The sequence below is a fragment of the Burkholderia sp. BCC1993 genome, from assembly GCF_905339865.1.
GTDB lineage: Bacteria > Pseudomonadota > Gammaproteobacteria > Burkholderiales > Burkholderiaceae > Burkholderia.
Window position 1 is genome coordinate 1 of record NZ_CAJPGZ010000034.1, and the last position, 21,519, is coordinate 21,519.

Annotated in this window: 26 protein-coding genes; 24 read left to right on the forward strand and 2 right to left on the reverse strand. The window is 61.8% G+C overall.

Translation table 11 applies throughout. The features are described from left to right. Positions 1-180, reverse strand: a 180-nt coding sequence (locus U4Y91_RS35710) for a hypothetical protein (RefSeq protein WP_321808993.1), incomplete at its 3' end; no start/stop codon positions are given. A 12-nt stretch (positions 181-192) separates the two neighbouring features. Here U4Y91_RS35710 and U4Y91_RS35715 point away from each other — a divergent pair. The 6 genes from U4Y91_RS35715 to U4Y91_RS35740 all read left to right on the forward strand — a co-directional run bounded on the left by U4Y91_RS35715 (position 193) and on the right by U4Y91_RS35740 (position 3,607). Then, positions 193-498, forward strand: coding sequence for a hypothetical protein (locus U4Y91_RS35715; protein ID WP_321808994.1), 306 nt, complete (start codon positions 193-195; stop codon positions 496-498). 56 nt (positions 499-554) lie between these two features. Continuing rightward, entirely contained in the window at positions 555-1,034 is a 480-nt protein-coding gene (locus U4Y91_RS35720) for a hypothetical protein (protein ID WP_321808995.1), read from the forward strand. A gap of 67 nt (positions 1,035-1,101) precedes the next feature. Further along, the gene (locus U4Y91_RS35725) at positions 1,102-1,842 is read left to right on the forward strand and encodes a GIN domain-containing protein (RefSeq protein WP_321808996.1); all 741 of its coding nucleotides are present in this window, start codon (positions 1,102-1,104) and stop codon (positions 1,840-1,842) included. A 103-nt stretch (positions 1,843-1,945) separates the two neighbouring features. Next, positions 1,946-2,401 (forward strand): DUF2840 domain-containing protein, encoded by a 456-nt coding sequence (locus tag U4Y91_RS35730; RefSeq protein WP_321808997.1) that lies wholly within the window; start codon positions 1,946-1,948, stop codon positions 2,399-2,401. A 19-nt stretch (positions 2,402-2,420) separates the two neighbouring features. After that, the gene (locus U4Y91_RS35735; RefSeq protein WP_321808998.1) at positions 2,421-2,933 is read left to right on the forward strand and encodes a S26 family signal peptidase; all 513 of its coding nucleotides are present in this window, start codon (positions 2,421-2,423) and stop codon (positions 2,931-2,933) included. After that, positions 2,921-3,607, forward strand: coding sequence for a transglycosylase SLT domain-containing protein (locus U4Y91_RS35740; protein WP_321808999.1), 687 nt, complete (start codon positions 2,921-2,923; stop codon positions 3,605-3,607). The genes U4Y91_RS35735 and U4Y91_RS35740 overlap by 13 nt, the downstream gene beginning before the upstream one ends. Here U4Y91_RS35740 and U4Y91_RS35745 read toward each other — a convergent pair. Continuing rightward, positions 3,513-4,253, reverse strand: coding sequence for a SprT-like domain-containing protein (locus tag U4Y91_RS35745; protein ID WP_321809000.1), 741 nt, complete (start codon positions 4,251-4,253; stop codon positions 3,513-3,515). The genes U4Y91_RS35740 and U4Y91_RS35745 overlap by 95 nt on opposite strands. Positions 4,254-4,825: 572 nt before the next feature. On the opposite strand from U4Y91_RS35745, the gene U4Y91_RS35750 reads away from it, so the two are divergent. The 18 genes from U4Y91_RS35750 to U4Y91_RS35835 all read left to right on the forward strand — a co-directional run bounded on the left by U4Y91_RS35750 (position 4,826) and on the right by U4Y91_RS35835 (position 21,467). Further along, positions 4,826-6,946, forward strand: a complete 2,121-nt coding sequence (locus U4Y91_RS35750; protein WP_321809001.1) for a DUF3363 domain-containing protein — start codon at positions 4,826-4,828, stop codon at positions 6,944-6,946. A 9-nt stretch (positions 6,947-6,955) separates the two neighbouring features. Beyond that, on the forward strand, positions 6,956-9,139 hold the full coding sequence (gene traG, locus U4Y91_RS35755) for an IncP-type conjugal transfer protein TraG (RefSeq protein WP_321809002.1): 2,184 nt from the start codon (positions 6,956-6,958) through the stop codon (positions 9,137-9,139). Between the two features lie 2 nt (positions 9,140-9,141). Beyond that, positions 9,142-9,627 carry a hypothetical protein gene (locus tag U4Y91_RS35760; RefSeq protein ID WP_321809003.1) on the forward strand — a complete coding sequence of 162 codons (486 nt, stop codon included), beginning with the start codon at positions 9,142-9,144 and terminating at the stop codon, positions 9,625-9,627. 3 nt (positions 9,628-9,630) lie between these two features. Next, entirely contained in the window at positions 9,631-10,665 is a 1,035-nt protein-coding gene (gene trbB / locus U4Y91_RS35765) for a P-type conjugative transfer ATPase TrbB (protein ID WP_321809004.1), read from the forward strand. Positions 10,666-10,805: 140 nt separating this feature from the next. Then, on the forward strand, positions 10,806-11,159 hold the full coding sequence (locus U4Y91_RS35770; RefSeq protein WP_321809005.1) for a TrbC/VirB2 family protein: 354 nt from the start codon (positions 10,806-10,808) through the stop codon (positions 11,157-11,159). Positions 11,160-11,197: 38 nt separating this feature from the next. Further along, the gene (locus tag U4Y91_RS35775; protein WP_321809006.1) at positions 11,198-11,473 is read left to right on the forward strand and encodes a VirB3 family type IV secretion system protein; all 276 of its coding nucleotides are present in this window, start codon (positions 11,198-11,200) and stop codon (positions 11,471-11,473) included. A 15-nt stretch (positions 11,474-11,488) separates the two neighbouring features. After that, a complete protein-coding gene (locus tag U4Y91_RS35780; RefSeq protein WP_321809007.1) occupies positions 11,489-13,987 on the forward strand; it encodes a conjugal transfer protein TrbE in 2,499 nt (832 codons plus the stop codon). Between the two features lie 64 nt (positions 13,988-14,051). After that, positions 14,052-14,849 (forward strand): P-type conjugative transfer protein TrbJ, encoded by a 798-nt coding sequence (trbJ, locus tag U4Y91_RS35785; protein ID WP_321809008.1) that lies wholly within the window; start codon positions 14,052-14,054, stop codon positions 14,847-14,849. A gap of 14 nt (positions 14,850-14,863) precedes the next feature. Beyond that, a complete protein-coding gene (locus U4Y91_RS35790; RefSeq protein WP_321809009.1) occupies positions 14,864-15,118 on the forward strand; it encodes a hypothetical protein in 255 nt (84 codons plus the stop codon). 8 nt (positions 15,119-15,126) lie between these two features. Then, positions 15,127-16,701, forward strand: coding sequence for a type IV secretion system protein (locus U4Y91_RS35795; protein WP_321809010.1), 1,575 nt, complete (start codon positions 15,127-15,129; stop codon positions 16,699-16,701). After that, positions 16,698-16,940 (forward strand): hypothetical protein, encoded by a 243-nt coding sequence (locus U4Y91_RS35800; protein WP_321809011.1) that lies wholly within the window; start codon positions 16,698-16,700, stop codon positions 16,938-16,940. The genes U4Y91_RS35795 and U4Y91_RS35800 overlap by 4 nt, the downstream gene beginning before the upstream one ends. Next, positions 16,927-17,655, forward strand: a complete 729-nt coding sequence (locus U4Y91_RS35805) for a VirB8/TrbF family protein (RefSeq protein ID WP_321809012.1) — start codon at positions 16,927-16,929, stop codon at positions 17,653-17,655. The genes U4Y91_RS35800 and U4Y91_RS35805 overlap by 14 nt, the downstream gene beginning before the upstream one ends. Positions 17,656-17,698: 43 nt before the next feature. Next, positions 17,699-18,781 (forward strand): TrbG/VirB9 family P-type conjugative transfer protein, encoded by a 1,083-nt coding sequence (locus U4Y91_RS35810; protein ID WP_321809013.1) that lies wholly within the window; start codon positions 17,699-17,701, stop codon positions 18,779-18,781. Positions 18,782-18,794: 13 nt separating this feature from the next. Next, positions 18,795-20,075: a TrbI/VirB10 family protein gene (locus U4Y91_RS35815; RefSeq protein WP_321809014.1), complete on the forward strand. Its 1,281-nt coding sequence runs from the start codon at positions 18,795-18,797 to the stop codon at positions 20,073-20,075. Continuing rightward, positions 20,075-20,416: a hypothetical protein gene (locus tag U4Y91_RS35820; protein WP_321809015.1), complete on the forward strand. Its 342-nt coding sequence runs from the start codon at positions 20,075-20,077 to the stop codon at positions 20,414-20,416. Before U4Y91_RS35815 ends, U4Y91_RS35820 begins: the two co-directional genes overlap by 1 nt. 3 nt (positions 20,417-20,419) lie before the next feature. After that, positions 20,420-20,659 carry a DUF2274 domain-containing protein gene (locus tag U4Y91_RS35825; protein ID WP_321809016.1) on the forward strand — a complete coding sequence of 80 codons (240 nt, stop codon included), beginning with the start codon at positions 20,420-20,422 and terminating at the stop codon, positions 20,657-20,659. Between the two features lie 12 nt (positions 20,660-20,671). Beyond that, positions 20,672-21,076, forward strand: a complete 405-nt coding sequence (locus U4Y91_RS35830) for a hypothetical protein (protein ID WP_321809017.1) — start codon at positions 20,672-20,674, stop codon at positions 21,074-21,076. Between the two features lie 34 nt (positions 21,077-21,110). After that, complete coding sequence (locus U4Y91_RS35835) at positions 21,111-21,467, forward strand: hypothetical protein (protein ID WP_321809018.1); 357 nt, start codon at positions 21,111-21,113, stop codon at positions 21,465-21,467. The last annotated feature ends 52 nt before the right edge of the window (positions 21,468-21,519 follow it).

Consider the following 21,519-nt stretch of genomic DNA (forward strand, 5'->3'; position numbering starts at 1 on the left):
TAGCGAACCATGACCGCTAACACGACGAATCAACCAGCCAAAGCACCGGCCCCGCGCGAAGGCGATATCCGCGTCGTCACGCTGAACGGTTGCCGAATCACGATGAAATTCATCGGCGGCCAGTGGATCAATGTGAAGGTCGAGTAAGGCAACCCGGCCCGCTTCGGCGGGCTGCAACAACCCGGAGTGACCATGACAAAGCCCGAAAAAATCAAGCGCGTGCAGGACGCAACCGGCGTTGACGCGGCGACCGCGCAAGGCTATCTCGAAGCCGAAGAATGGATTGTGTCGGACGCCGTGGAAAGTGTGCGTGCCGACCGCAGGCCCGCCGCGCCGCAGCCGGCCGAGGTGAAGAAGCTGGACGATGGAAGGCTCGCCGTGCGCTGGCAAGGCAAGGCGAAATTCAACGTCATCGAAGATGAAGAAGTCGCGCAATACCTGATTTTCTGGATGATTAAAGGCAAAGACCACGACAGCGGAATGCTGCGCGCGGCCTGACAATCGGCCCGCCACGGCGGGCCAGATCGACCAACCAATACCCGGAGCAAACGACCATGACGACCATCGAAATCAACGCCGCTGCAATCCTCGAAAACATCCGCGCGCAGGTTCGCACGGGGCAATTCACCGAGGCCGACGACGCCGAATACTTCGGCAAGGCTCGCATCAAACACCCGGAAGTGATCGAGCGTCAACTCATCGAGCGCGCCGTGATCCGCTGCGCTGTGACCTCGATTCTCGCGATTCAGGCAGAGGACGGCCCCGCTTACGGGATCAGTGTCCACGACGGCGAAGAGACGGTATTGAAGAACTCGCGCGACCTCGCGAAGATCATGGACGCGCTCATGTCTACCGACGAGGACGCGCTTATCGTGCGCCGCCCGCACGCCGACCGCGCATCGACGTACATCGGGAGTATTAACCTGATTTACGGTAACGATGGATGGGACGTGATCGCCAATAACAGCCTGAGTGTCGAGTCGATGCTGGAAGGTTCGACCAAGCTGGCTGACGCACTCGCGGACGTACTCTGACGAGTAGAGCGGGTCGGTCAAATCAGGCCCGCCACCCGGAGCAAACTGAATAGCTGAGGAAGGGTTTATGAACGCTGATACCACCATCAAAGAAAATCGGCCGATTCAGCCGGTGCGCAAGATCGTCGTCAAAGGTAGCGTGGACGTGATAATTCGGCGATCCGATACGCCTTCGATGGTCGTGTCGAGCGACACGACCGAGGGCGTCGAGTCCGTCAAAACTACCATCCAAGGTGACAAACTCATCATCGAGAACGTCGGTACGAACTTGCTCATAAGCGGCGGCACCGTTCGCATCGGTGAGCCTTTTACGATGGTGAGTAGGAACGGGAGCGTGCAGATTTTTCACAAAGGCGTCGGGTCGGCTGTCATCGTCAGCGGCGACCTTGTTTGCGGTAATAACACCGTTATCTCGGGCCGAAACGTCATCGCCACAGCGCCGCGTATCGTCGTCACGATCACCTTGCCTCAAGTCGCCAATATCAAGATCAAAGGTAGCGGCGATGTGCAGTTGATCGACATTCAGCAAGAGTCACTGTCCCTCGAAATCAGCGGTTCCGGTGACATCGCGGCCAACGGGGAAGTCGGCACGCTGTACGCCGAAATCAGCGGATCGGGCGACATCGACACGCGAGAACTCATCGCAGATCGCGCCGACCTGTCCGTGACGGGATCGGGCGATATCAAGGCGATGGCTCGTGAGGAAGCCGACGCCACGGTGGTTGGTTCTGGCGATATCGTGATTCATGGCAACCCGCCAGTTCGTAGAAAGCGTGTCGTTGGATCGGGCCGGATCAAGTTCCGATAGCCCTCGCACGCACGAGGCGACGAGCACACGGAACGCAGGATAAGAACCAAAGCGCCGGGAGGCGCTTGAGGGGTTCACCCCCTCCCTCTATAGACAGGGTTTTATGCAAACGCAGGTAATCACGCTCTACGACGAACGCAGGGGAAACCTTCGCCTACTGTTCGGTGATCCGGCCGAAACCCGCAAGCTCGAAGAACGGAAGGGGTACACCAAGACCCTCAACATTTTCGAGGAAGGGCAGGTTTTCGCGCTCGATTGCTGGCTCAAGAACGACTACGGTACGCGCTCGTGGCGCGTGCTCGTGTGCCGATGCGCTCGCGCAGGCGAGCGCGTTTATACCGTGCCGCTCGTGCGACCGGGGGCGGTGATTTTGTTCGACGTGACGGGGCAGGCGAGGGCAAAGAAGGCGCTCGCAGCGTTCCGAGACATCGAGCAGAGTCGTCCATTGTCGAGCCTGACAGAGGGCGAATTCGAGGTTTTGTCGACCAAGATAAACGCATATCCGACCACGCCGGGCCGGACACTTATGGGAGGGCGACGCCGTGCGACGCGTACCTAGAAAAGCGCCGCTTATCGTAATGGCTGCTGCTTTTGGTGTGATCGCGGCCGGGGCCGCGACGCTTGCTGCATTGAAGGCGTGCGGCTATCAGGTGATAGCGAACGTGACGCAGAGCGCGCCTATCGGCTTCTACTGGCTGGACATGAACGCGCGTGGGATCGGGCGCGGAGACTACATCCTGATTGAAATGCCGAAGGATTATGCGGCGCTTGTTTATGCGCGTGGCTATGCAGCACGCGGCGAGCCGCTGCTGAAACGTGCCGGGGCGATGCCGGGGGATCGCGTTTGCGTGACGGCGATTCCGTCGTCATTCGACGCCGAAATCGCCGTCAACGGCACGCGCTACGGCACGGTATTCGGGCAGGATTTCGCGGGGCGAAACCTGCCCTATTCGACCGGGTGTTACACGGTAAAATCAGGGTACGTTGTGCCGCTCAATAACCATATCGCGCGCTCATTTGACGGGCGATATTTCGGCCAAGTGCCGGACTCCTACATCGTCGGAAAAGCGAGAACACTATGGACGTACTAGCCTACATGCAGCAGTGCGGAGCGGACGTGAATCCGTACACAACGGCCGCAATCATGCGGATCGAATCGGGATTCAATCCGCTGGCGATCAATAACAACACGCTCGGCCGGAGCTACTTTCCGGCCACGCGGCCCGAGGCCGAAACGATGGCGAGTGACTTCCTCGCGAAGGGGAACAAGCTCGCGGTCGGGTTCATGCAGGTACATACGCAGTGGCTGTCGCGGCTCGGATTGAAGGTGTCTCAGCTTTTCGAGCCATGCACGAATATCCGCGTCGGAACGTACATCCTCAAGACGAACTACGAGGAATGCCAGATGCGAGGATTGGTCGGCCAGAAGGCGATGGATTGCGCCCTGACGGCCTACTGGTCAGGGCGATACGTGCCGGGTTCAAAGTACGTGGATATGGTTCGCGGATCGGCCGCAGGCGGCAAGATCGTGCGAGTGGCGGGTAGCGATTCCGGCGCACATGCGAGTGCGCCGGAACCGCAAGGCACCCCGCCGCGACCCAAAGCCGCGTCGCTTTATGCCAGCCCGGATAAGGCCCGTGGATTGTACGGCGCATGGCCCGATGACGCGGCTAGTTCGCCACAGGCGCCGGATTCGCAACCGGCTCCGCAGGCGGCTCCGATTGCGAATCCGGCTCCGCAGCAGGCTCCGACTCGTCAGCCCTGACGAGCTTCACGGTGCATTTATTGCACGACAGATCGAGCGTCGGTTTGCCCCAAGCGTTGTCGCCACACTTGGGGCAAGTGAATTTAACTCGCGTCTGTTTCTTCTTCTCCGCATCGCCGTCTCCATCCTCATCGCTCCCGTTCCCGTCCGCTTCAACCACGAGGTTATCGCCCCACGTGAGCCGGTGTCCCTTGCTCACGAAGCGCTTGAAAGAGCGGTCGAACGGGCCGTCATCTAGCACGTAGTGCATCATCTGATCGCCCGTTTCCTTCCCGCCCGGTTCGCCGGTATTCGAGGGGTGAAGGCCGATCTCCTTCATCTTGTCTCCCCACTCTTTGTTATGGTATCGACCGCGCCCCGGCTTGCCGTAATGCTGCTGCCAAACGTGGACTTGCTCATGCACCAGAACCGACACGATGAACCGAAAATCGCGGTTTCGAAAGTGCATCGGATTCATCGCCAGTTCGTCCGTTTTACCGTCCTCAGACGCGAATTGATTCGGGCAGAAGTACCCGAAAATTCGCTTGTTTTTCCGCTGCATGGTGATGAGAAGCGGCGGCAGTTTGTTCTCAAATAGCGCCGCATTGAAGAAGTGATACGCGAGTTCCAGATCGCGATATGCGGTGCGTGTCGGCGTGTCCGTCATGGCCCTCTCCTGTATTGTGCAATCCAATGATACTGGATTGCACAATACAACGACAGGGCATCGAGGGCCGGACGGACAAGGCGCGGGAGCGTCGCATCCCCTGTATTGCACAACACAACGCCTCTGTATTGTGCAATCCAAAATCGCTAGCGCGGGAGCGCGGTCGGCAGGCGGAGAGGTAGGAGGCCGACGGTTCTAATTCGTGGATTGCACAATACAACGATTTTGTATTGTGCAATCCACTTTTGCCGGGGGGAGAGGTGCGCGCGGCCGGTGGACAGGCGGGCGTGATTTTGTATTGTGCAATCCAATCGCGACGGGCAGCGCGACGGCCGCCTGCGGCGGCCGACGTTCCCGCTCCGGCTTCGATTCGGGCCGCTGGAATTCATCAGACAGAGGGACTAGAATAGGACGGAGGGGCGGGAACGTCAGAGCAAGATAAAAGTACGCTATCCGCGTCCTGTTACAGTGTTGATTTTATTGAGGATTTTGTGATTTCCATAGCCTGTTTGGCTATCCTCAATCACGTAAGATACTGTTTTTAAAGAGAGAAATTGATTTCCGAGGGCTAAATGGCACGTTCGAAGGGATCGAGCGCCGAGGGCAAGGAGCACCAGCTCAACATTCGCCCTGGTCGAGGCCGGAGCGCCAATTCCGTCTCCGGCAACCCGCAGACTCTGTTGACTCGGGCGCGTGTCCTGATCGGTCGAGTGGGCGCGCTCACGCGTCAATCGACCGGAGGCCGCGCGCAGAATCGCGGGCGCGCTGCCGCGCATCGGTCGGTCGCGCGGGCCGGATCGAGCCGCCTCAATCAGCGCGTGGTGGTCAAGGCGCGCGTGGTCAAGGCGAGGGCGAACAACGTCGCCAAGACGAAAACCGGCATCCTGAATCACATCTCCTACCTGCGCCGGGAGGGGGTGAACCTCGAAGGCGAGCAGCCGGAACTGTTCGACGCGGACGGCAAGGTAAGCGGTGCGGACACGTTCGAATTCGCCGACCGGGCGAAGGGCGACCGGCATCATTTCCGGTTCATCGTGTCGCCGGAGCACGGCGCACAGATCGACCTCACGCAGTACACGCGCGACCTGATGCAGCAGATGGAATCCGACCTTGGGACAAAGCTCGAATGGCTCGCCGTGCCGCACTACGACACCGACAATCCGCACGTGCATATCATGGTGCGCGGCGTGGACGAGCGCGGGGCCGATCTGGTGATCGACCGCGACTACATTTCGCGTGGAATCCGGTCGCGCGCTGAGGAACTGGCGACTCGTGAACTCGGCCAGCGGACGGAGCTAGAAGTCGAGCAGCAGCAGCAGCGCGACCTGACCGCAAACCGCGTGATCGGGATCGACATGCACCTTGACGGCGAGGCGAAGGCCAAGGGGCAAGTCGAGGTTCGGAATTGGGATCATGACAGCCCGTGGGCGGCTCGCACGAACACGATGCGGCTCGCCCGTCTCGCGCACCTTGAATCGCTCGGACTGGCGGCCGAGCACCAGCCCGGAGTGTGGAAACTGCGCGAGGACTTCACGAAGGAATTGCGCGCGATGTCGGAGCAGGGCGACATCATCAAGACGATCCACGAGCACGCGCGCGGCGTCGAGCGTATGCCGAACGCCATCGCCTACGACAAGACCAACCCGGAGCACAAGGAAATCACCGGGAAGGTGATCGGGCGCGGCCTGAAAAACGAACTGTACGACGAGCCGTATATTGTCGTGTCGGCGACGGACGGCAACACGTACTACACCGGCCTGTCGCGCTACGCCGAAGCCGAGGGCTTGCAGGCTCGCGAGGGCGACATCGTTACGCTGAAAACGAGCGAGCGGCCGACGCTTGGAACGACCGACAAGAACATCATCGAATTCGCCGCTGGACACGGCGGCATCTACGATCCGGCCGCCCATGTGGAGGACGTCAGGAACTCACTCAAAGCGAGCGGCCGGAGCCTGCCGAACGACATCACGCCGGAGGAATTCATCGAGTCGCACGTTACCCGGCTCGGCGGCCATGCAGGGCGTGGACTCGTGCAGGCCGAGGGCGACCTGTGGCGCATCCCGCCCGACCTCAAGGAGAAGCTTGAGGAAATCGGCAAGAATGCGGGACGCGACAAGTTCTTTACCCGCCTTCAGCCGGAATCGCGCCTGTCCATCGAACAGCAGATTACGGCACGCGGGCCGACGTGGCTGGACGAGCAGGCGAAGCGCGACATCGTTCCCGGCTCGGCCAAAACTGACCTGCAACGCGAGGTGCAGGCCGCCGCACTGAGTCGTCGCGCCTACCTGCGACAGATCGACCTCGCCGACACGTCACCAGACGGCCAGATTCGCTATCGGCGAGACACGATGCTCCGTCTCGCTGAAATGGAGCGGGAGGACGCGCTTGAACGTCTCTCACGCAAGCACGGCACCCCGGCCGTGCTTCAACCGGGGCAGCAGTTCGCCGGGAAATTCGTGGCGATGGAGCACCTGCCATCCGGGCCGCACGCGGTCGTGAAGGCGGGCGAGGTTTTCACGGTCGTCCCGATGCACCCGTCGATGTCGAAGAACGTCGGGCGCGACCTCGAATTGACGATGGGGAAAGCGCCGAGTTTCGCCCGCGAAACTCAGCGCAATCAGCAACTCGGTCGCGTGCGGATGGTGCTCGCAAAGAACCGCGACCTCGACAAGGACGTTTCACTCGGACTCTAGGATTCGATCATGGCAAAACGAGAGAAGGCCCGGTTCGCGGGCGGCATCATCTTCGCGCACATATTCGCGGTGTTGCTCACCGTGTTTATCGGCCTCTGGATTACCACGCAGTATGTCGCGCACGCGCTCGCGTACCAGCCGCAGCTAGGCGAGCCGATGATCGACATCGGCTACCCGCTGTACCGGCCGTGGCAATACTTCGTGTGGCTCCACTACTACAACGCGTATGCGCCTGACGTTTTCACGCACGGGCTGTACATCATCTACGTCACCGCCTTTGCTTCGGTCGGCGTCGCGATTGCGATCAGCGTGTGGCGCTCACGGGCCGTTCTGCAATCAGATACGCACGGCTCCGCGCGATGGCAGACCGAGGACGAAATTGTGCAGAAGTCCGGCCTCGTTCACGACTCGATCAAGGGCATTGTGCTCGGCCAGCTTGAGGACGGTCGCTATCTCACGCACGACGGGCCGGAGCATACGGAAGTCACGGCACCGGCCCGTTCGGGTAAGGGTGTCGGCTGCCTGATTCCCACGCTGCTGACGATCCAGAACAGCGTGATCGTCAACGACATCCGGGGTGAGGCGTGGGTCAAGACGGCGGGCTGGCGAACGTCCTTTTCCAACGTGATGCTATTCGCGCCGAGTCAACTCGAAACCGCTCACTACAATCCGATGTTCGAAATCCGGCGCGGCATCAACGAGGTCAAGGACGTACAGAACATGACCGACCTGATTGTCGACCCGGACGGCAAGGGCAAGCCGACCCATTGGGACAAGGAGGGCGATGACTTCCTCGCGGCCGTGATCCTGCACGTGCTCTACGCCAAGGAAAACAAGACGCTCAACGGTGTCGTTGCGTTCTTGGAGAATGCCGAGCAGGACGCCAAGACGATCCTCACGGAAATGGCGACGTTCCCGCACGTGGACGGCAAACCGCACTCGTTCGTGGCAATGGGCGCGGGCGGCATGATGAAGAAGTCGCCCAATGAAATGTCCGGCGTCTACTCGACTGCCAAATCGTTCCTCAAACTCTACAAGGAACCTATCGTTGCGGCGGCCACTGCCTACAGTGACTTCCGCATTGATGACGTGATGGGCGGGGAGTATCCGCTGTCGCTGTATCTCGTGCAGCCGCCGAGCGACAAGAGCCGTCTCCGGCCGCTGTATCGCCTGATGCTCGCGCAGATCACTACGCGCCTCATGGAGAAGTGGGAGCCGGAGAGCATCAAACACAGCCTCGAACTGATGATTGACGAGCTACCGGCGCTCGGCAAGCTGGCATTCTTCGAGGAACAGCTTGGCTATACGTCGGGCTACAAAATCCGCTGCACGTTGCTGTCGCAGAACGACCAGCAGCACATCCAGATTTACGGCCGGGATAGCATTCTCTCGGCTTCGTGCAAGGTTCACCTCTGGTACGCGCCGGAAACGATTGAGGCGGGCGAGCGCATCAGCAAGTCGCTCGGCAGGACGACCGAGACGAAGCAGCAGAAGAACTACGCGGGCCACCGGTTGGCCCCGTGGCTCGGCCACATCATGATTAGCGACCAAGAGCAGGCGCGCGACCTGATGACACCCGACGAGGTTACGCGTCTGCCGAAGGACGAGGCCATCGTCAAAATCTCCGGCCAATACCCGATCCAGTGCAAGAAGGTTGTCTACTACGACGATCCGAATTTCAAGCCGCGCGTGTTGCCCCCGCCCGTCATTCCGGCCAGCGGCCCGTACCCGTTCCGGCCGAAGCAGCGCCCGAACGACTGGCTTGGCCTGCCGGTCAAGCGCCCATCCCAACCGCAGCCCGAACAAGAGCAGGGGGCGGCCGATGCTCCCGAGCGAGCCGTGACCAAGGAACCTGAGATTGCGCCCGGTGTTATCGCCGCTGCGAGCGTGGCCGCAGGCGTCGCGGTGGCGCAGGCGCCAGCGCTAGACGCGGGCCACCAGGACGTGAGCTTGCCCGTCGCGCCGACCGATGAGGCTGACGACGAGCAGGAGAAGCAACAGCAGCAAGAGAAGCAGCAGGATCGCGAGCAGGCCGCCGAGCAGGCCCGCGAGCCGGAAGTAGATGCCGAGCAGGAGCAGCAGCAACGCGACAGCAAGCGCCTCACTCCGGCGCAGATCGCCGAACTGGATAGCTCCATTGACGCAGACAAGGGCCGCGACCACGACGGCGGCCTCGACCTTGAGATGTATTGACCATGAGCAGCGGAACCAGCCCACGCGGCAGCAAACGACCCGGCAAGCCCATTTTCGTGCGCTTGCAAGACCAGCGCCTACGCGAGCTTCTAGAGCGGCAGATGGAGCGCGAGGGGGTAACGGCGGCCGCCATCGTGGAAGCCGCTCTAGCGGGCTTCTACGACCCCGACAGCGCCATGAAATTCGAGGAGGTAATTGCGCGTCGCCTCAACCAGATCGAGCGGCAGCTACAGGACATGATCGAGCGGCACGAGATTTCGACTGAGTTCATGGCCACGTTCGTCAAGGACTGGCTCGTGAACGCGCCTCGCCTGCCTGCCGACCTGCCAGAAACCGAGCTGCGGGCGATTCAGGCCGCCGCGATGAAGAAGTACCTAGAGCACATCGACAACAGCTTGAAGGCCCTGCACAACAAGCGCGGGCTGTACCAGCGGGCAATGTCCATGATGACCGCCCCCCACGATGCCACCGACAAACCAACGGAGTGATCCATGACCGAACCGCACGACACCACCCAAGAGCGCGCGCTAGATGACGTGCGCTCGACGCGAGGCAACCGCATCGCTGGCGAGCGCCTTGCCGAGCAGCGCTTGCTTGACCACCTGATGACCTCGCTCGGCACTCCCATTGGGGCGCTGCTCGAAGATCCGCACGTGACCGAGATCCGCTTGAACCCGGACGGCCGAATCTGGAAAACCGCGCTCGGCCGCGGACGCATGGATACGGGCGAAACGATGGGCGTACATGACGCGCGGGCCGTGCTCGACATCGTTGCGCACGCAGTCAACAAGGCGCAGCACGAAACATCGTTCCCGGCCGAGCTTCCCGGCTCCGGCTTTCGTTTCCACGGCGTACTGCCGCCGCAGGTTCCGCGCCCCGTCTTTGTCATCCGGAAGAAGCCAGCGCGCGTTTTTACTCTGCCGGAGTACGTCAGCAGCAATATCATGACGCAGGCGCAACACGACGCTATTGTGGCGGCCGTTCACGCTCGGCAAAACATGCTGATCGTCGGCGGCACCGACTCCGGCAAGACCACCCTCGCGAACGCGATCCTCGACGTGATGAGCAAGACGGGCGACCGTATCGTCACCATCGAGGACACGCTTGAACTGATTTGCCTCGCAGAGGAATACGTGCCGCTGCGCACCGTGCGCGGCATCCGCACGATGCAAGACCTCGTGCGCGACTGCCTGCGCATGACGCCCGACCGCATCATCGTGGGCGAAGTGCGCGGGCCGGAAGTGATCGACATGCTTGGCGGATGGAACACCGGCCACCCCGGCGGCCTCGCCACGATCCACGCCAACAGCGGCTATGACGCGCTTGAGCGCGTGGAGGATTTGATCCGGCAGGGCGGGGTGACACCCGTACCCCGCACCATCGCGAAGGCCATCGACCTGATTATCTACATTGAGCAGGTGACGGAAATAGTTGCCGGTGAGAAAACCCGTCGGCGCAAAATCAGCGAAATTCTTACCGTAAAAGGGGTGAAAGGCGACGAATATCTACTCGAACCCGTCCTGTAAATGCAACTGTTAAATATTGTTACGCCCGCCTTGTCGTCTCCCAATATGTACGGTATGCGCGCGAGTTCTGGTGTAACATTTCGACGGACGAATAAAACTCTTTTTTATCCGTTCCGCCACTTCAGACCTGAGAGGAAACCATGCGTTACAAACAAGCCCTGCTGTCTCGCCTCAAACTGGACGCCGTGAAGCGTCGCGCGTCCCTCAAACTCGCCGCGCTTACCGGCATGATGTACACCGCAGCAGCCCGCGCATCCGGCTCCGGCATGCCGTGGGAGGGGCCGCTGCAAAGCATCCTGAACTCCATCGCAGGCCCCGTTGCGAAGGTCATCGGCGCGATTGTGATTATCGCGACCGGCCTGACCATCGCGTTCGGCGAGGGCGGGGCAGGGATGCGCAAGCTGTTGTGGGTCGTGTTCGGCCTGTCGATCGCATTTACGGCGGTCAGCTTCTGGCTGAGCTTCCTCGGTTATGGCGGCGGCCTCGCGATTTAATCGCGGCGCGTATCGCAGCCATTTTAAGGAGCGGTCGCATGAGCGATTTGCAAAATGACGAGATTCCCGGCTACGAGGTGCCGCTTCACCAATCGACCATTTCGCCGATTTTGAAGGGGGGCATCCCCGAGAAACTGGCGATTGTTATCGGCACGATTGGCGCGGCAATCTCGTTCGGCCTGCAAGAACCGCTGTACGGCATCCCGTTCACCCTCGTTGTGCTCTATGCCGCCAAGCGGGCAGCAAAGAGCGACCCGTGGGTGTTCGACGTGCTGCGCCGCCTGTTCAAGCAGAAGCGTTACTACGACGTGTAGGGGTAGGCGATGTCCATGATTAACCTGAGAGAGTACAAAAAGCAGCCCGACCGGCTGCACGACATCATGCAGTGGGCGATGCTTGTTGGCCCCGGTGTCGTGCTCAACAAGAACGGCAGCTTTATGACCACGTTGGCCTATCGAGGCCCCGACCTCGACAGCGCGACGAAGGGCGAGCTTGTCAGCTACATTTCCCGCCTCAATAACACGTGGCGGCGGATGGGTGGCGGATGGGCGATCTTCTCCGAGGCCGACCATTTCGTGTCCACGGAATACCCGCAATCGGACTTCGACAACCCGGTTCCCGAGCTTGTCGATCAGGAGCGGCGTGCCAGTTTCGCGGGCGAAACTTACTACGAGAGCGACTACTACATCACGCTCGTCTATATGCCGCCGCCCGACTTCGAGAAGCACGCGGCGAACTGGTTTTTCGAGCGCACCGAAGCTGCGACGCCCATCGCGAGCGACATGCTCAAGTATTTCGTGACCGAAACGGATCGCATCTTGAGCCGCCTGCAGGGCGTTTTCAAGTTCGTCCGCAAGCTGTCCGACGACGAGCTTTGCACGTATCTCCACAACTGCATTTCGAGCGTGCGCCACGAAGTCACCGCGCCCGATCCTGAAATGCCCGCGTGGCTCGACACGTACCTCGCCGACAAGCCCGTGCTCCCCGGCATCGAGCCGAAGATCGGCGATATGTACATCGGGGCGCTGACGTTCACCGGGTTCCCGCGCACGAGCACGCCGGGGATGCTCGACATGCTCAACTCGCTCGCGATCCCCTACCGTTGGGTGACGCGCTTTGTTTTCCTCGACAAGGATCAGGCCGAGGCAGGGCTTGCCGACATCAAGCGCCGCTGGTTCGCCAAGCGCAAGTCCATCGTGACCATGTTGAAGGAAACCATCTTCAACTCGCAGTCGATCATGGAGGACCCGGACGCGCTGCGTAAGGCAAGCGACGCGGATGCGGCGCTTGCGGCCGTCGCCGATGGCGCGGTCGGTTGGGGGCTGTTCACGCAGACCATCATCGTGACAGACCCGGACATCGAGGCGCTCAAGCGCAAGCTCAAGGCGCTCGAATCGGCCCTGCATCATGCCAAGTTCGTCGTTATCAACGAACTGGAAAAGAACAACGCGCTCGAGGCGTGGCTCGGTACGCTCCCCGGCCATTGCTTGCAGAACATCCGCAAGCCGCAGGTGCATACGCTCACGCTCGGCCACCTGTTCCCGGCGTCGGCCGTATGGTCGGGATCGGCGCGCGCAGGCCACCTGTCCAAGTATTACCGGCGCAAGGGCCTCAACCGTGACGCGCCCCCGCTGTTTCAGGCTGTCACGAACGGCGCGATCCCGTATCGCCACGATCCCCATGTGCAGGACGTAGGCCACGAATTCGCTATTGGCCCGACCGGGAGCGGTAAGTCCACGAAGCTGAATTTCGACCGGCTGTCGTGGCTTCGGTATGCCGATGCTCAGGTCTATTCGTTCGACTTCAAGGCGGCGTCCTACGCGCTCACGTTGGGCGTGGGCGGCGACTTCTACGACCTCGGCGACAAGGAGTCGGCGCTGGCCTTTCAGCCGCTCGCGGGCATCAAAGAGGATGGCGAGCGGGCATGGGCCGCCGAGTGGATCGAGGGCCTTCTGATCGCCGAAGGCGTCAAAGTCACCGCGGAGCATCGCGGCGACACGTGGGACACGTTGAGCCGAATGGCGAACGGTACGCCCGACCGCCAGTTGACGATGAGCACGTTCCTCACGCGGGCGCAGCACCCCGAAACCAAGACGGCCATCAAGCGTTACACCGTTCAAGGTGAACTCGGCCACCTGTTCGATTCGAGCCACGACAGCCTGCGATATGGCCGCTGGCAGTCGTTCGAAATGGAAAAGCTCATGTACACCGAGGCGGCTGTCGCGCCTACGTTGACCTACCTTTTCCATCGGCTCGATGCGCGGTTCAACATGGGCGTGCCGACGCTGCTCGTGCTCGATGAGGCATGGAGCTACCTCGCACACCCGATGTTCGCCGCGCAGCTTGGCGCGTGGCTGCTGCTGCTGCGTTCCAAAAACGTCAAGGTCGTGTTCGCAACGCAATCGCTGTCGCACGTTGCAGACTCGCCCATCGTTTCGACCATCAAGGAAAGCTGCCCCAATCGCACGTGGCTCGCCAACCCGCGCGCGCTCGATCCGGCCATCAATGCGCTCTACAAGAGCTTCGGCCTCAACGACCGCCAAATCGACATCATTCACAAGATGGAGCAGAAGCGCGAGTACTACTACACGAGCGAGGTCGGCAACCGGAAGTACGAGCTTGGCCTCGGCCCGCTCGCGCTCACGTACACCACGCTCAACGATCAGAGCGACCGGGTTTTCCTCGGCGAACTGATGCAGCAGGCGCACGGCAACACCCAGGAATTCAACCGTCTGTTGTTGCAGCATCGCAAGCTGGATTGGGCTGTTCCCATGCTCGATGACCTGTTCGCGAAGCATCGCGGACACGCCACCTTGCAGGCCGCATAGCGCGGCACTTACCGAGTTTCGCAGGCGAAACCGCCTCACTCACAACGCAACCTGAGAGGAAGTCATGAAGAAGAACGCAAACACTCAGCAAAGCAAACGTTTCAGCGGGAAGCTGTGCCGCTTCGGCGCAGTCTTCACCGCAGCGTCGATGCTCGCGATGGTCACGCCGCAGGCACGGGCATGGGACATCGTTTTCGATCCGACCAACTTCGCTAAGAACACGGTCACCGCCGCGCAGTCCATCCAGACGCAGATCAACACCGCGCAGCAGCTCGTCAACCAGTACACGCAGCTTGCGAACGAGGCTCGCAACCTCGCGACGTTGCCCGCGAGCACCGTTCAGCAGCTTTCCGGCAGTTTCAGCAATCTCTACAACTCGGTGAGCGGGCTGTCGTCGATGGTTACGAACGTCGGTTCGCTTGAATCGGCCTATCAGAATATGTTCCCGCAGTTCGGCGGCTACAGCCCGACCATGAGCGGCGCGCAGGCCCTGAGCATGACGCAGGGCTGGTCGAACATGCTCAACGGCAACACGATGTCCACGCTCAAGCTCGTGGCGCAGCAGCTTTCGCAGGTCGCGTCGAACGGGCAGGCCATGCAGGGCATGTTGTCGTCCTCGCAGGGCGCGGTCGGCGCGGTGCAGGCGATTCAGGCGGGCAACCAACTCGCCGGGGCCATCGGCACGCAGTTGCAGACGATGAACGTGCAGATGGCCGCGTATGAGCAAGCGCACCTGCAATACCTGCAAAAGCAACAGGCCGATCAAGACCTCGCTACGGCGGTCGGCACGCAGGCCATGCAACACACCGGCTGGAACACGTCGCGCGCGCCCGCGAATGGCGTGAGCTTCGTCAGCCAATAACCCGCGAGGGACGTATGAAATACCTGTTCTCTGCAATCGCCGTCGCTGTGCTCCTGTCGGCATGCAAACCTGCCCCGCAGCAAACGCCGCCCTCGACCGAGAGCGCGGCGAGCGCCGCGAGTGCTCCGGCCGTGGTTATTGACTGCGCGGCAAGCGGTCTTTGCCCCTCGTCGGAGACGGTTGCTGCTGGTGTGGCCGCCATGCAGCACAAGGGCTGGAATGCGCCGAGGAAGCCAGCGCCGTCCGTGAGCTTTGTTGAGAAGCACTAGGAGCGGCTATGGAACCGACATCAGCAATCCTGACCAATCTCCTTAACCAGTTCAACGCCGTTTTCAAGGCCGCTGGTGCGGGGATCGTGTCAGACGCAACGGGCCTGTTGGGCCTGTTGGTCGGCCTTGAGCTAGTCATCGCGGGCCTGTATTGGGCCGCGTCCGGCAATGAATTCATCCCTCAACTGGTCTGGAAAATCGTTCGCATCGGCCTGTTCGGATGGTTCGTCACGCGCTGGTCGTGGCTTATCGACGTGGTTCTCAAGGGCTTCGTCTATACGGGAGCGCATGCCGGTGGAAGCGGGTCTGTTACCAAGGCTTTCACTGACCCTAGCTCAATCATCGACATGGCAGGCCAGCCGCTAAGTGCGATCAACGACGAGATCATCCTGCTATCGAAAGGGGCGGGGGTGTTGACCAACTTCGGTCAAATCCTGCTGTTCGATTTGGCGTATGACCTCGTGTTCATCGCGTTCGGCATCATCGCGATTCAGGTGTTCGTCACCGGCCTCGAATTCGGCATCGTCTCGACGCTCGCCGTCATTCTGGTTCCGTTCGGTGTTTTCCGACCGATGGCTTTCCTCGCCGAGAAGTCTTTCGGCGTGGTGATCGGATTCGGAGTGCGCGTGATGACTCTGGCCTTCATCCTCGGTGCTTCTTTTACCGTGCTATCAACGGCGAATCTGCCTCCCAACCCCACCATCGACCAAGCAATGTTTCTCGTGCTCGGCGCAGCCGCTGTCGGCTTCCTGTCGTGGCACGGCCCGAGCGTTGCAGCCTCGATGATGAGCGGCGGGCCTTCGCTGTCCGCCGGTACGGTCGGCGCGGCAGGCATGGCCGCAGGGCTGGCCGCTGTCGGCACCGTGCAGGCCGCACGTATGGTTGCCGAGGGCGGGGCCGCGATGGCGAATCAGATCTTCTCGGCGGCGAAGGGCGGCAGCGGTGGCGGTGGCGCTGCATCAACCATTGCGGCAGCAAGCCCGGCCGGAGGCGGTGCGCCTGGTGCGGCAGGCGCGGGCGGTGGAGCGCCGGACGCAGCCGCCTTGCGGTCACGCATGGAGCAGAGCTTTAACGCCAGCGGCGGCCAGTCCGCGGGCGGGAGCAATGCAGGCGCAGCCGGTGCAGCAGGCGCCGCAGGCGTGGCCGGGGCCGAGGGCACAGCCGGAACCACTGGAACCGCAGGATCGGCCGGAGCATCTGGCTCAACCGGAGCCGCAGGCGGCTCGGGCGTATCCGGTAGCTCCGGATCGGCGGGAGCCGATGGGGGTTCCGGCTCTGCTGGCGCTGCTGGTTCGGGCGGGTCCGATGGCACAGCAGGAGCCGCAGGCGCGGCGGGCGAGGGCGATGCGGCTGGTGGTGCGAACGGTTCGCAATCGTCGCCGAGCAGTTTCGCGGGCGAAACTGCCACGACTCGCGATCCCGGCAACGGCTGGAACTCGCGCGAGCCGTCTGACACGCCGCAGCGCCCCGACCGCCAAAGCTCCAAAGCAGGGTCCACGCTCCAGAAGGCCATCGAGACGGGCATGCGCGAGGAATCCCCGTCGCAAGGCGCAAGCCCTAGCTTGAACGGAGGTGAGGCATGAAGCGGATCGCCGCGTACCTGAATCGCACCTTGCGGCCAGATTCCGATAGTCCCGCAACGGTGTTCCTGATCGTCGGCTTTCATGTGCTTTGTCTCGTGCTCGCCGTCGTACTGCTGACCGTGCTCCGGTATTTCCGCATCCCGGTTGACCACCCACTTATCCAAGTCGGTTTCGGGGCCTTCCTCTGCTGGCTTCTCTGGCTGAAAAAGAAACGGAGTAAGAAAAATGTCGCAAGCTGATGATCTGCAAAACCCCGGCCAGAACCGGGTCAAACTCTCGCCCGAGGTCGAAACGCCGTACTCGCGCGGTCAGCGCATTTGGGATGACCGGCTCGGCTCCGTCGTCATGCAGGCGAAGAACTGGCGGCTCGCATTCTTCGGGCTGTTGCCTCTCACGTTCATGTCGGTCGGTTGGGCTTTGTACCAGACGGCGCAGCATCGCGACGTGCCTGTTCCGATCCTCGTGGATCGTGTGACCGGCGACTCGCAATCGCTCGGCCCGATCACCAACTTCCACTACACCGCGACCGATCAAAACGTGTCGTCGGCGATCCACAACTGGATCGAGTGGACGCGTTCGGTGTCCATCGACCCGGTTGTCGTGAAGCAAAACAACGTCAAGGCGCGGGCGTTTCTGCTCAAGGAGTCGATCAACAAGCTCAACCTGATTCAGCAGCAGTGGGAACCGTTGCAGAAGGTCGGCCAGCTTCCCGTACAGGTGGACAACATCAATGTGCAGCGCATCCCCGGCTCGGCCTCGTGGACGGCCTCATGGGATGAGACGGTCTACAACCGCGATGGCGCGGTCGTGGACAAGTACCGGGAAAACATGACCATTACGGTTCTGCTCGGCGATCCGCCCTCGAAGGAACCGGCGACGTCGATCAACCCGTTCGGCATCTACTTCCCCGACTTCAACCAGATGCGTCAGGCCGCGCTCCCCAACGCCAGCTAATTTCGTCGCGGACCAATAAAACTTTTCTTTATTGAGGTTAGAAATGAATTCCAAGAAAACCGCCGTGGCCGTGGCCGCCCTGTTCGCAACCTTCGCGCACGCGGAGGTCGTTCCCCAACTTCCCGGCTCGTCCGTGACGCCTGCTGAATCGCAAGCGCTCGCGCAGCGCATCGCCGCCGTGCAGGCACAGGCGAATGCCACCAAGACCGCGAACGCGGCGGGCGGCACCACTGCGACGAGCGCGGCCACGCCGTCTGTTGGCATCAACAACGCGCAGCAGCCCGCGAACGCACCGACGACGCCGCGACCGCTTCCGAAGGTCGCGCGCAAGTATCACGATCCGGTCGGCAACCTCGCCCGTGAGAATCAGGCGCTGCGCTCGAAGATCGAAATCATGAAGGCGACCGACCGCTCGACGCAAAGCTCGGCCGACCGCGCATCGGTCGGCTCGGCGACGCTGTTCACGTATCGCGACTACGACATCTACACCGTGTTCGCGTCGCCGGAGCACATCACCTACATCTACCTGCAACCGGGCGAATACCTGACCGGCAACAAGAAGCCGATTTTGGGCGATTCGGAGCGCTGGACGGCGGACGCGCAGATTACCGGCGACGGCGCGCAGCAGCGCACGATCATCATCGTGCGCCCGGACGAGGAAGACCTCAGCACGACGATGGGGATTGCCACGAACCGCCGCTTCTATCAGTTCAAGCTCGTGTCGCGCTCGGACTTCTTCCTGTCGGCGGCCACCTTCCGTTACCCGGACGACGAAGCCGCGCAGCGCGCGATGGCGTACCAGCAAGCCGCGCTCGGCGGGAACGCGGCCCCGGCCGCGACGTTCGACCCGTCCAAGCTCTACACGAACTGGACGGTTGCGGGGCCTGACGTGCCGTGGAAGCCGATGCGCGTGTTCGATGACGGCAACAAGACCTATATCCAGATGCCGACCGACCTCAAGAACACCGAGGCCCCGGTACTGTTCGCCGTCGAATCGGACGGCGTGCCGCACCTGGTCGCATACCGCGTCAAACCCGGCACGAACACCTACGAGGTGGATCGCGTGCTGCGCGGCGCAGAAATGCGCGTCGGTCAAACGGATGTCGTGAAGATCACGCGTAACTAAGCGAGGCCCGGACATGAGCGATACGCAAAACCAATCCGGCGCGGACAAGGACGAGCACTACGTACCGTCCGCACCACCGACGCCGATCACGCTGCGCAACGCCCCGCCCAAGGCGAAGCGCCTCAAAAAGGGCGCTGTCATTGCCGTGAGCACCGTCGCCGCACTCGTCGCCGGCGGGGCGCTGTACAGCGCACTCCAACCGCCGAAGCCGAAGGACGACGACAAGAAAGCGCAGCAAACGTCGTCGGCCATCACGCCTGACACGATCAACGGCCTCGCCACGAACTACAGTCAGGTTCCGGCCGACGTGCCGAAGCTCGGCCAGCCGCGTCCGGGCGAATTCGCCCAAACGCAACTGGACTACGAGCGCCAGCACGGCATGGCGAACGGGAACGGCGGCCAGCAAGACCCGTATCAGCAGGAACTCGACAAGCTGCGCGCCGAGGAACTTGAGCGGGCCGCGAAGGCGCGCACGTCGTCACTGTTCGCCAAGACGGACGGCGGTGGCACGCCGACGCAAGGGAGCGGCACCGATCCGATGCAGCAATGGCTCGCGTCGCAGCGCGCAGGGACGCAAGGCGACAGCAGCCTCGCGATGGCCCGGTCAGCGCGCGATACCGACAATCGGCAGGACGACAAGCAGGCGTTCCTCGCGCAGGATCGCAGCGCGCAGCTCGACACGAAAGTGTCTCTGCCGCAACCGCTGCTGTCGCCGTACACGATCAAAGCCGGGACGCCGATCCCCGGCGCACTCGTGACGGGCATCAACTCCGACCTGCCGGGGAAGATCGTCGGCCGCGTGACCGAGCCGGTGTACGACACCGTGACGGGTCACTATCTGCTTATCCCGCAGGGCGCGACCATCATGGCCGACTACGACAGCGTGATTACCTACGGTCAAAGCCGCGTTCAGGCTGTCACCGTGAGCGTCAGCCTGCCCGATGGTGCGACGGTGCCGCTCGGCAAGATGGCGTTCGTTGATCAGCAGGGCTACGCGGGCCTGACCGGCAGCGTGGACAACCATTGGGATCGAATCGGGGCCGTCGCCGGTATTACCGGCGCGTTCGCGTTCCTCACCAATTGGGCCGCAGGCGGCGGCAATGGCGGCTACGGATACCTGTCGCCGAAGCAGGCGGCAGCGCAGGCCGCAGCCGATCAGCTTTCGCAGGCAGGGTCGCAGATTATGCAAAAACAACTGCAAATCCAGCCCACGATTACGGTCGCGCCGGGTTCACGGTTTAACATCCTGCTTTCTCAGGATGTGATCGTTAAACCCTACCGAACCGGCCCTTGATGAATGCCACCGACCGATACCTACTAACGTTCTGCGTCAGCCCCGAAATGAAAGACGACATCGAGGCTGGCTACGAGCAATACGTGCTTGAGCAGATCGAACAGACCGGGAATGCGTATGTCACGAAACGCGAGTTTTACATCCGCCTGATCGAGGAATTTCTAGAGCACGGCTCCCCGACTCAGCTAGTTCCTAGCTGGGTCGGGCCTGACAAGCAACGTATCCGACTCTGGATCGACAGGCCACTAGAGAACCAGATCGACGCCTACGCGAAGGCGCACCACGTGAAGATCGCGACTGTTGGATATAGCGCTGTTTTCCACCGTTTTAAAAAGGACTGAAACATGGCACGCAAGCCCACCGCACCGACTTACCTTGACCTGAATCCGGCAAAGCCGCCGGTCAAGAAAACGTATCAGCTTGAGCCGGAAGTGGCCGATAGCATCGAGCAGTACATCGCCATGTACGCCGACCGGAACAAGCAAACCGTGACCGATAACGATGTCGTGCAGGCGATCCTGAAGCGCTTTTTCGCCAGCGACTCGACGTTCAAAACGTGGCTCAAAGACAAGGCCAAAGCCTGATAGGAGAGCATCATGCGACTGAAACTGATCCTCGCAGCATCCGCCCTCGCGCTCGCCGCGTGCGCCGCGCAAGGCCCGCAAGTAAGCGCATCCGATACCCGCTACAACTTCGGTTACGCGGTGTCGAATTCCGCCGTCAGTTCCGTATTCGATGACGGCCAGCGTACCTATGTCGTGCTGAAACCGGGCGCAGGCGCGCCGGTATTCCAGCACGCGAGCGGTGCGCCGTGGACGGCCGTGCAGGCGGGGCCGTACTACAAGCTCGATGGCGTCGAGCGTCGTTTCTCCGTCGATGCGGGCGGCCTGCACGGCATCATCGAGGCGTCCAACAGCCAGCGCGGCAACGCGGCGGCCACCGTCGCGCAAGCGTCGGCCGCTGATGCGAGCGCCCCGGCCGTTGCTACGCCCGTCAAGTGATCGGGAGGGCCGCGCAATGAAGGTAACAACGCTCGTGCTCAACCCGGCCGGAGATCCGCATTTCCGCAGCGAAGAACACTTCGACACCGCCAACCTGCTCAAGATCGCCGAGGACAGGGTGCAGAACTGTCGCGACAAGGGCGCGGACTGGACGGCTGGCGCGATCCCGTTTTGGGCGGGCGAAGTGCTCAAGGCCGTAGAGGAAGGCACCGACGACGACCTCAGCCGCGCGACCATCAGCATGGTCATGGCCGCGTGGCTGTTCGACTCGATCTACTGCGGCGTGACGGCCGAGCAGTATCACGCGTCGGACTTCGAGTTCACCATCGCGGCCGACGGCGTGGTGCAGCATACGCGCGTTCCGGCCGCCGCCAACGAGTCGCGCGCATGAAGCGCCTGCTCCCTGCCCTTGCCCTCACGGTCGCGGCGCTCGTCGCCGCGCC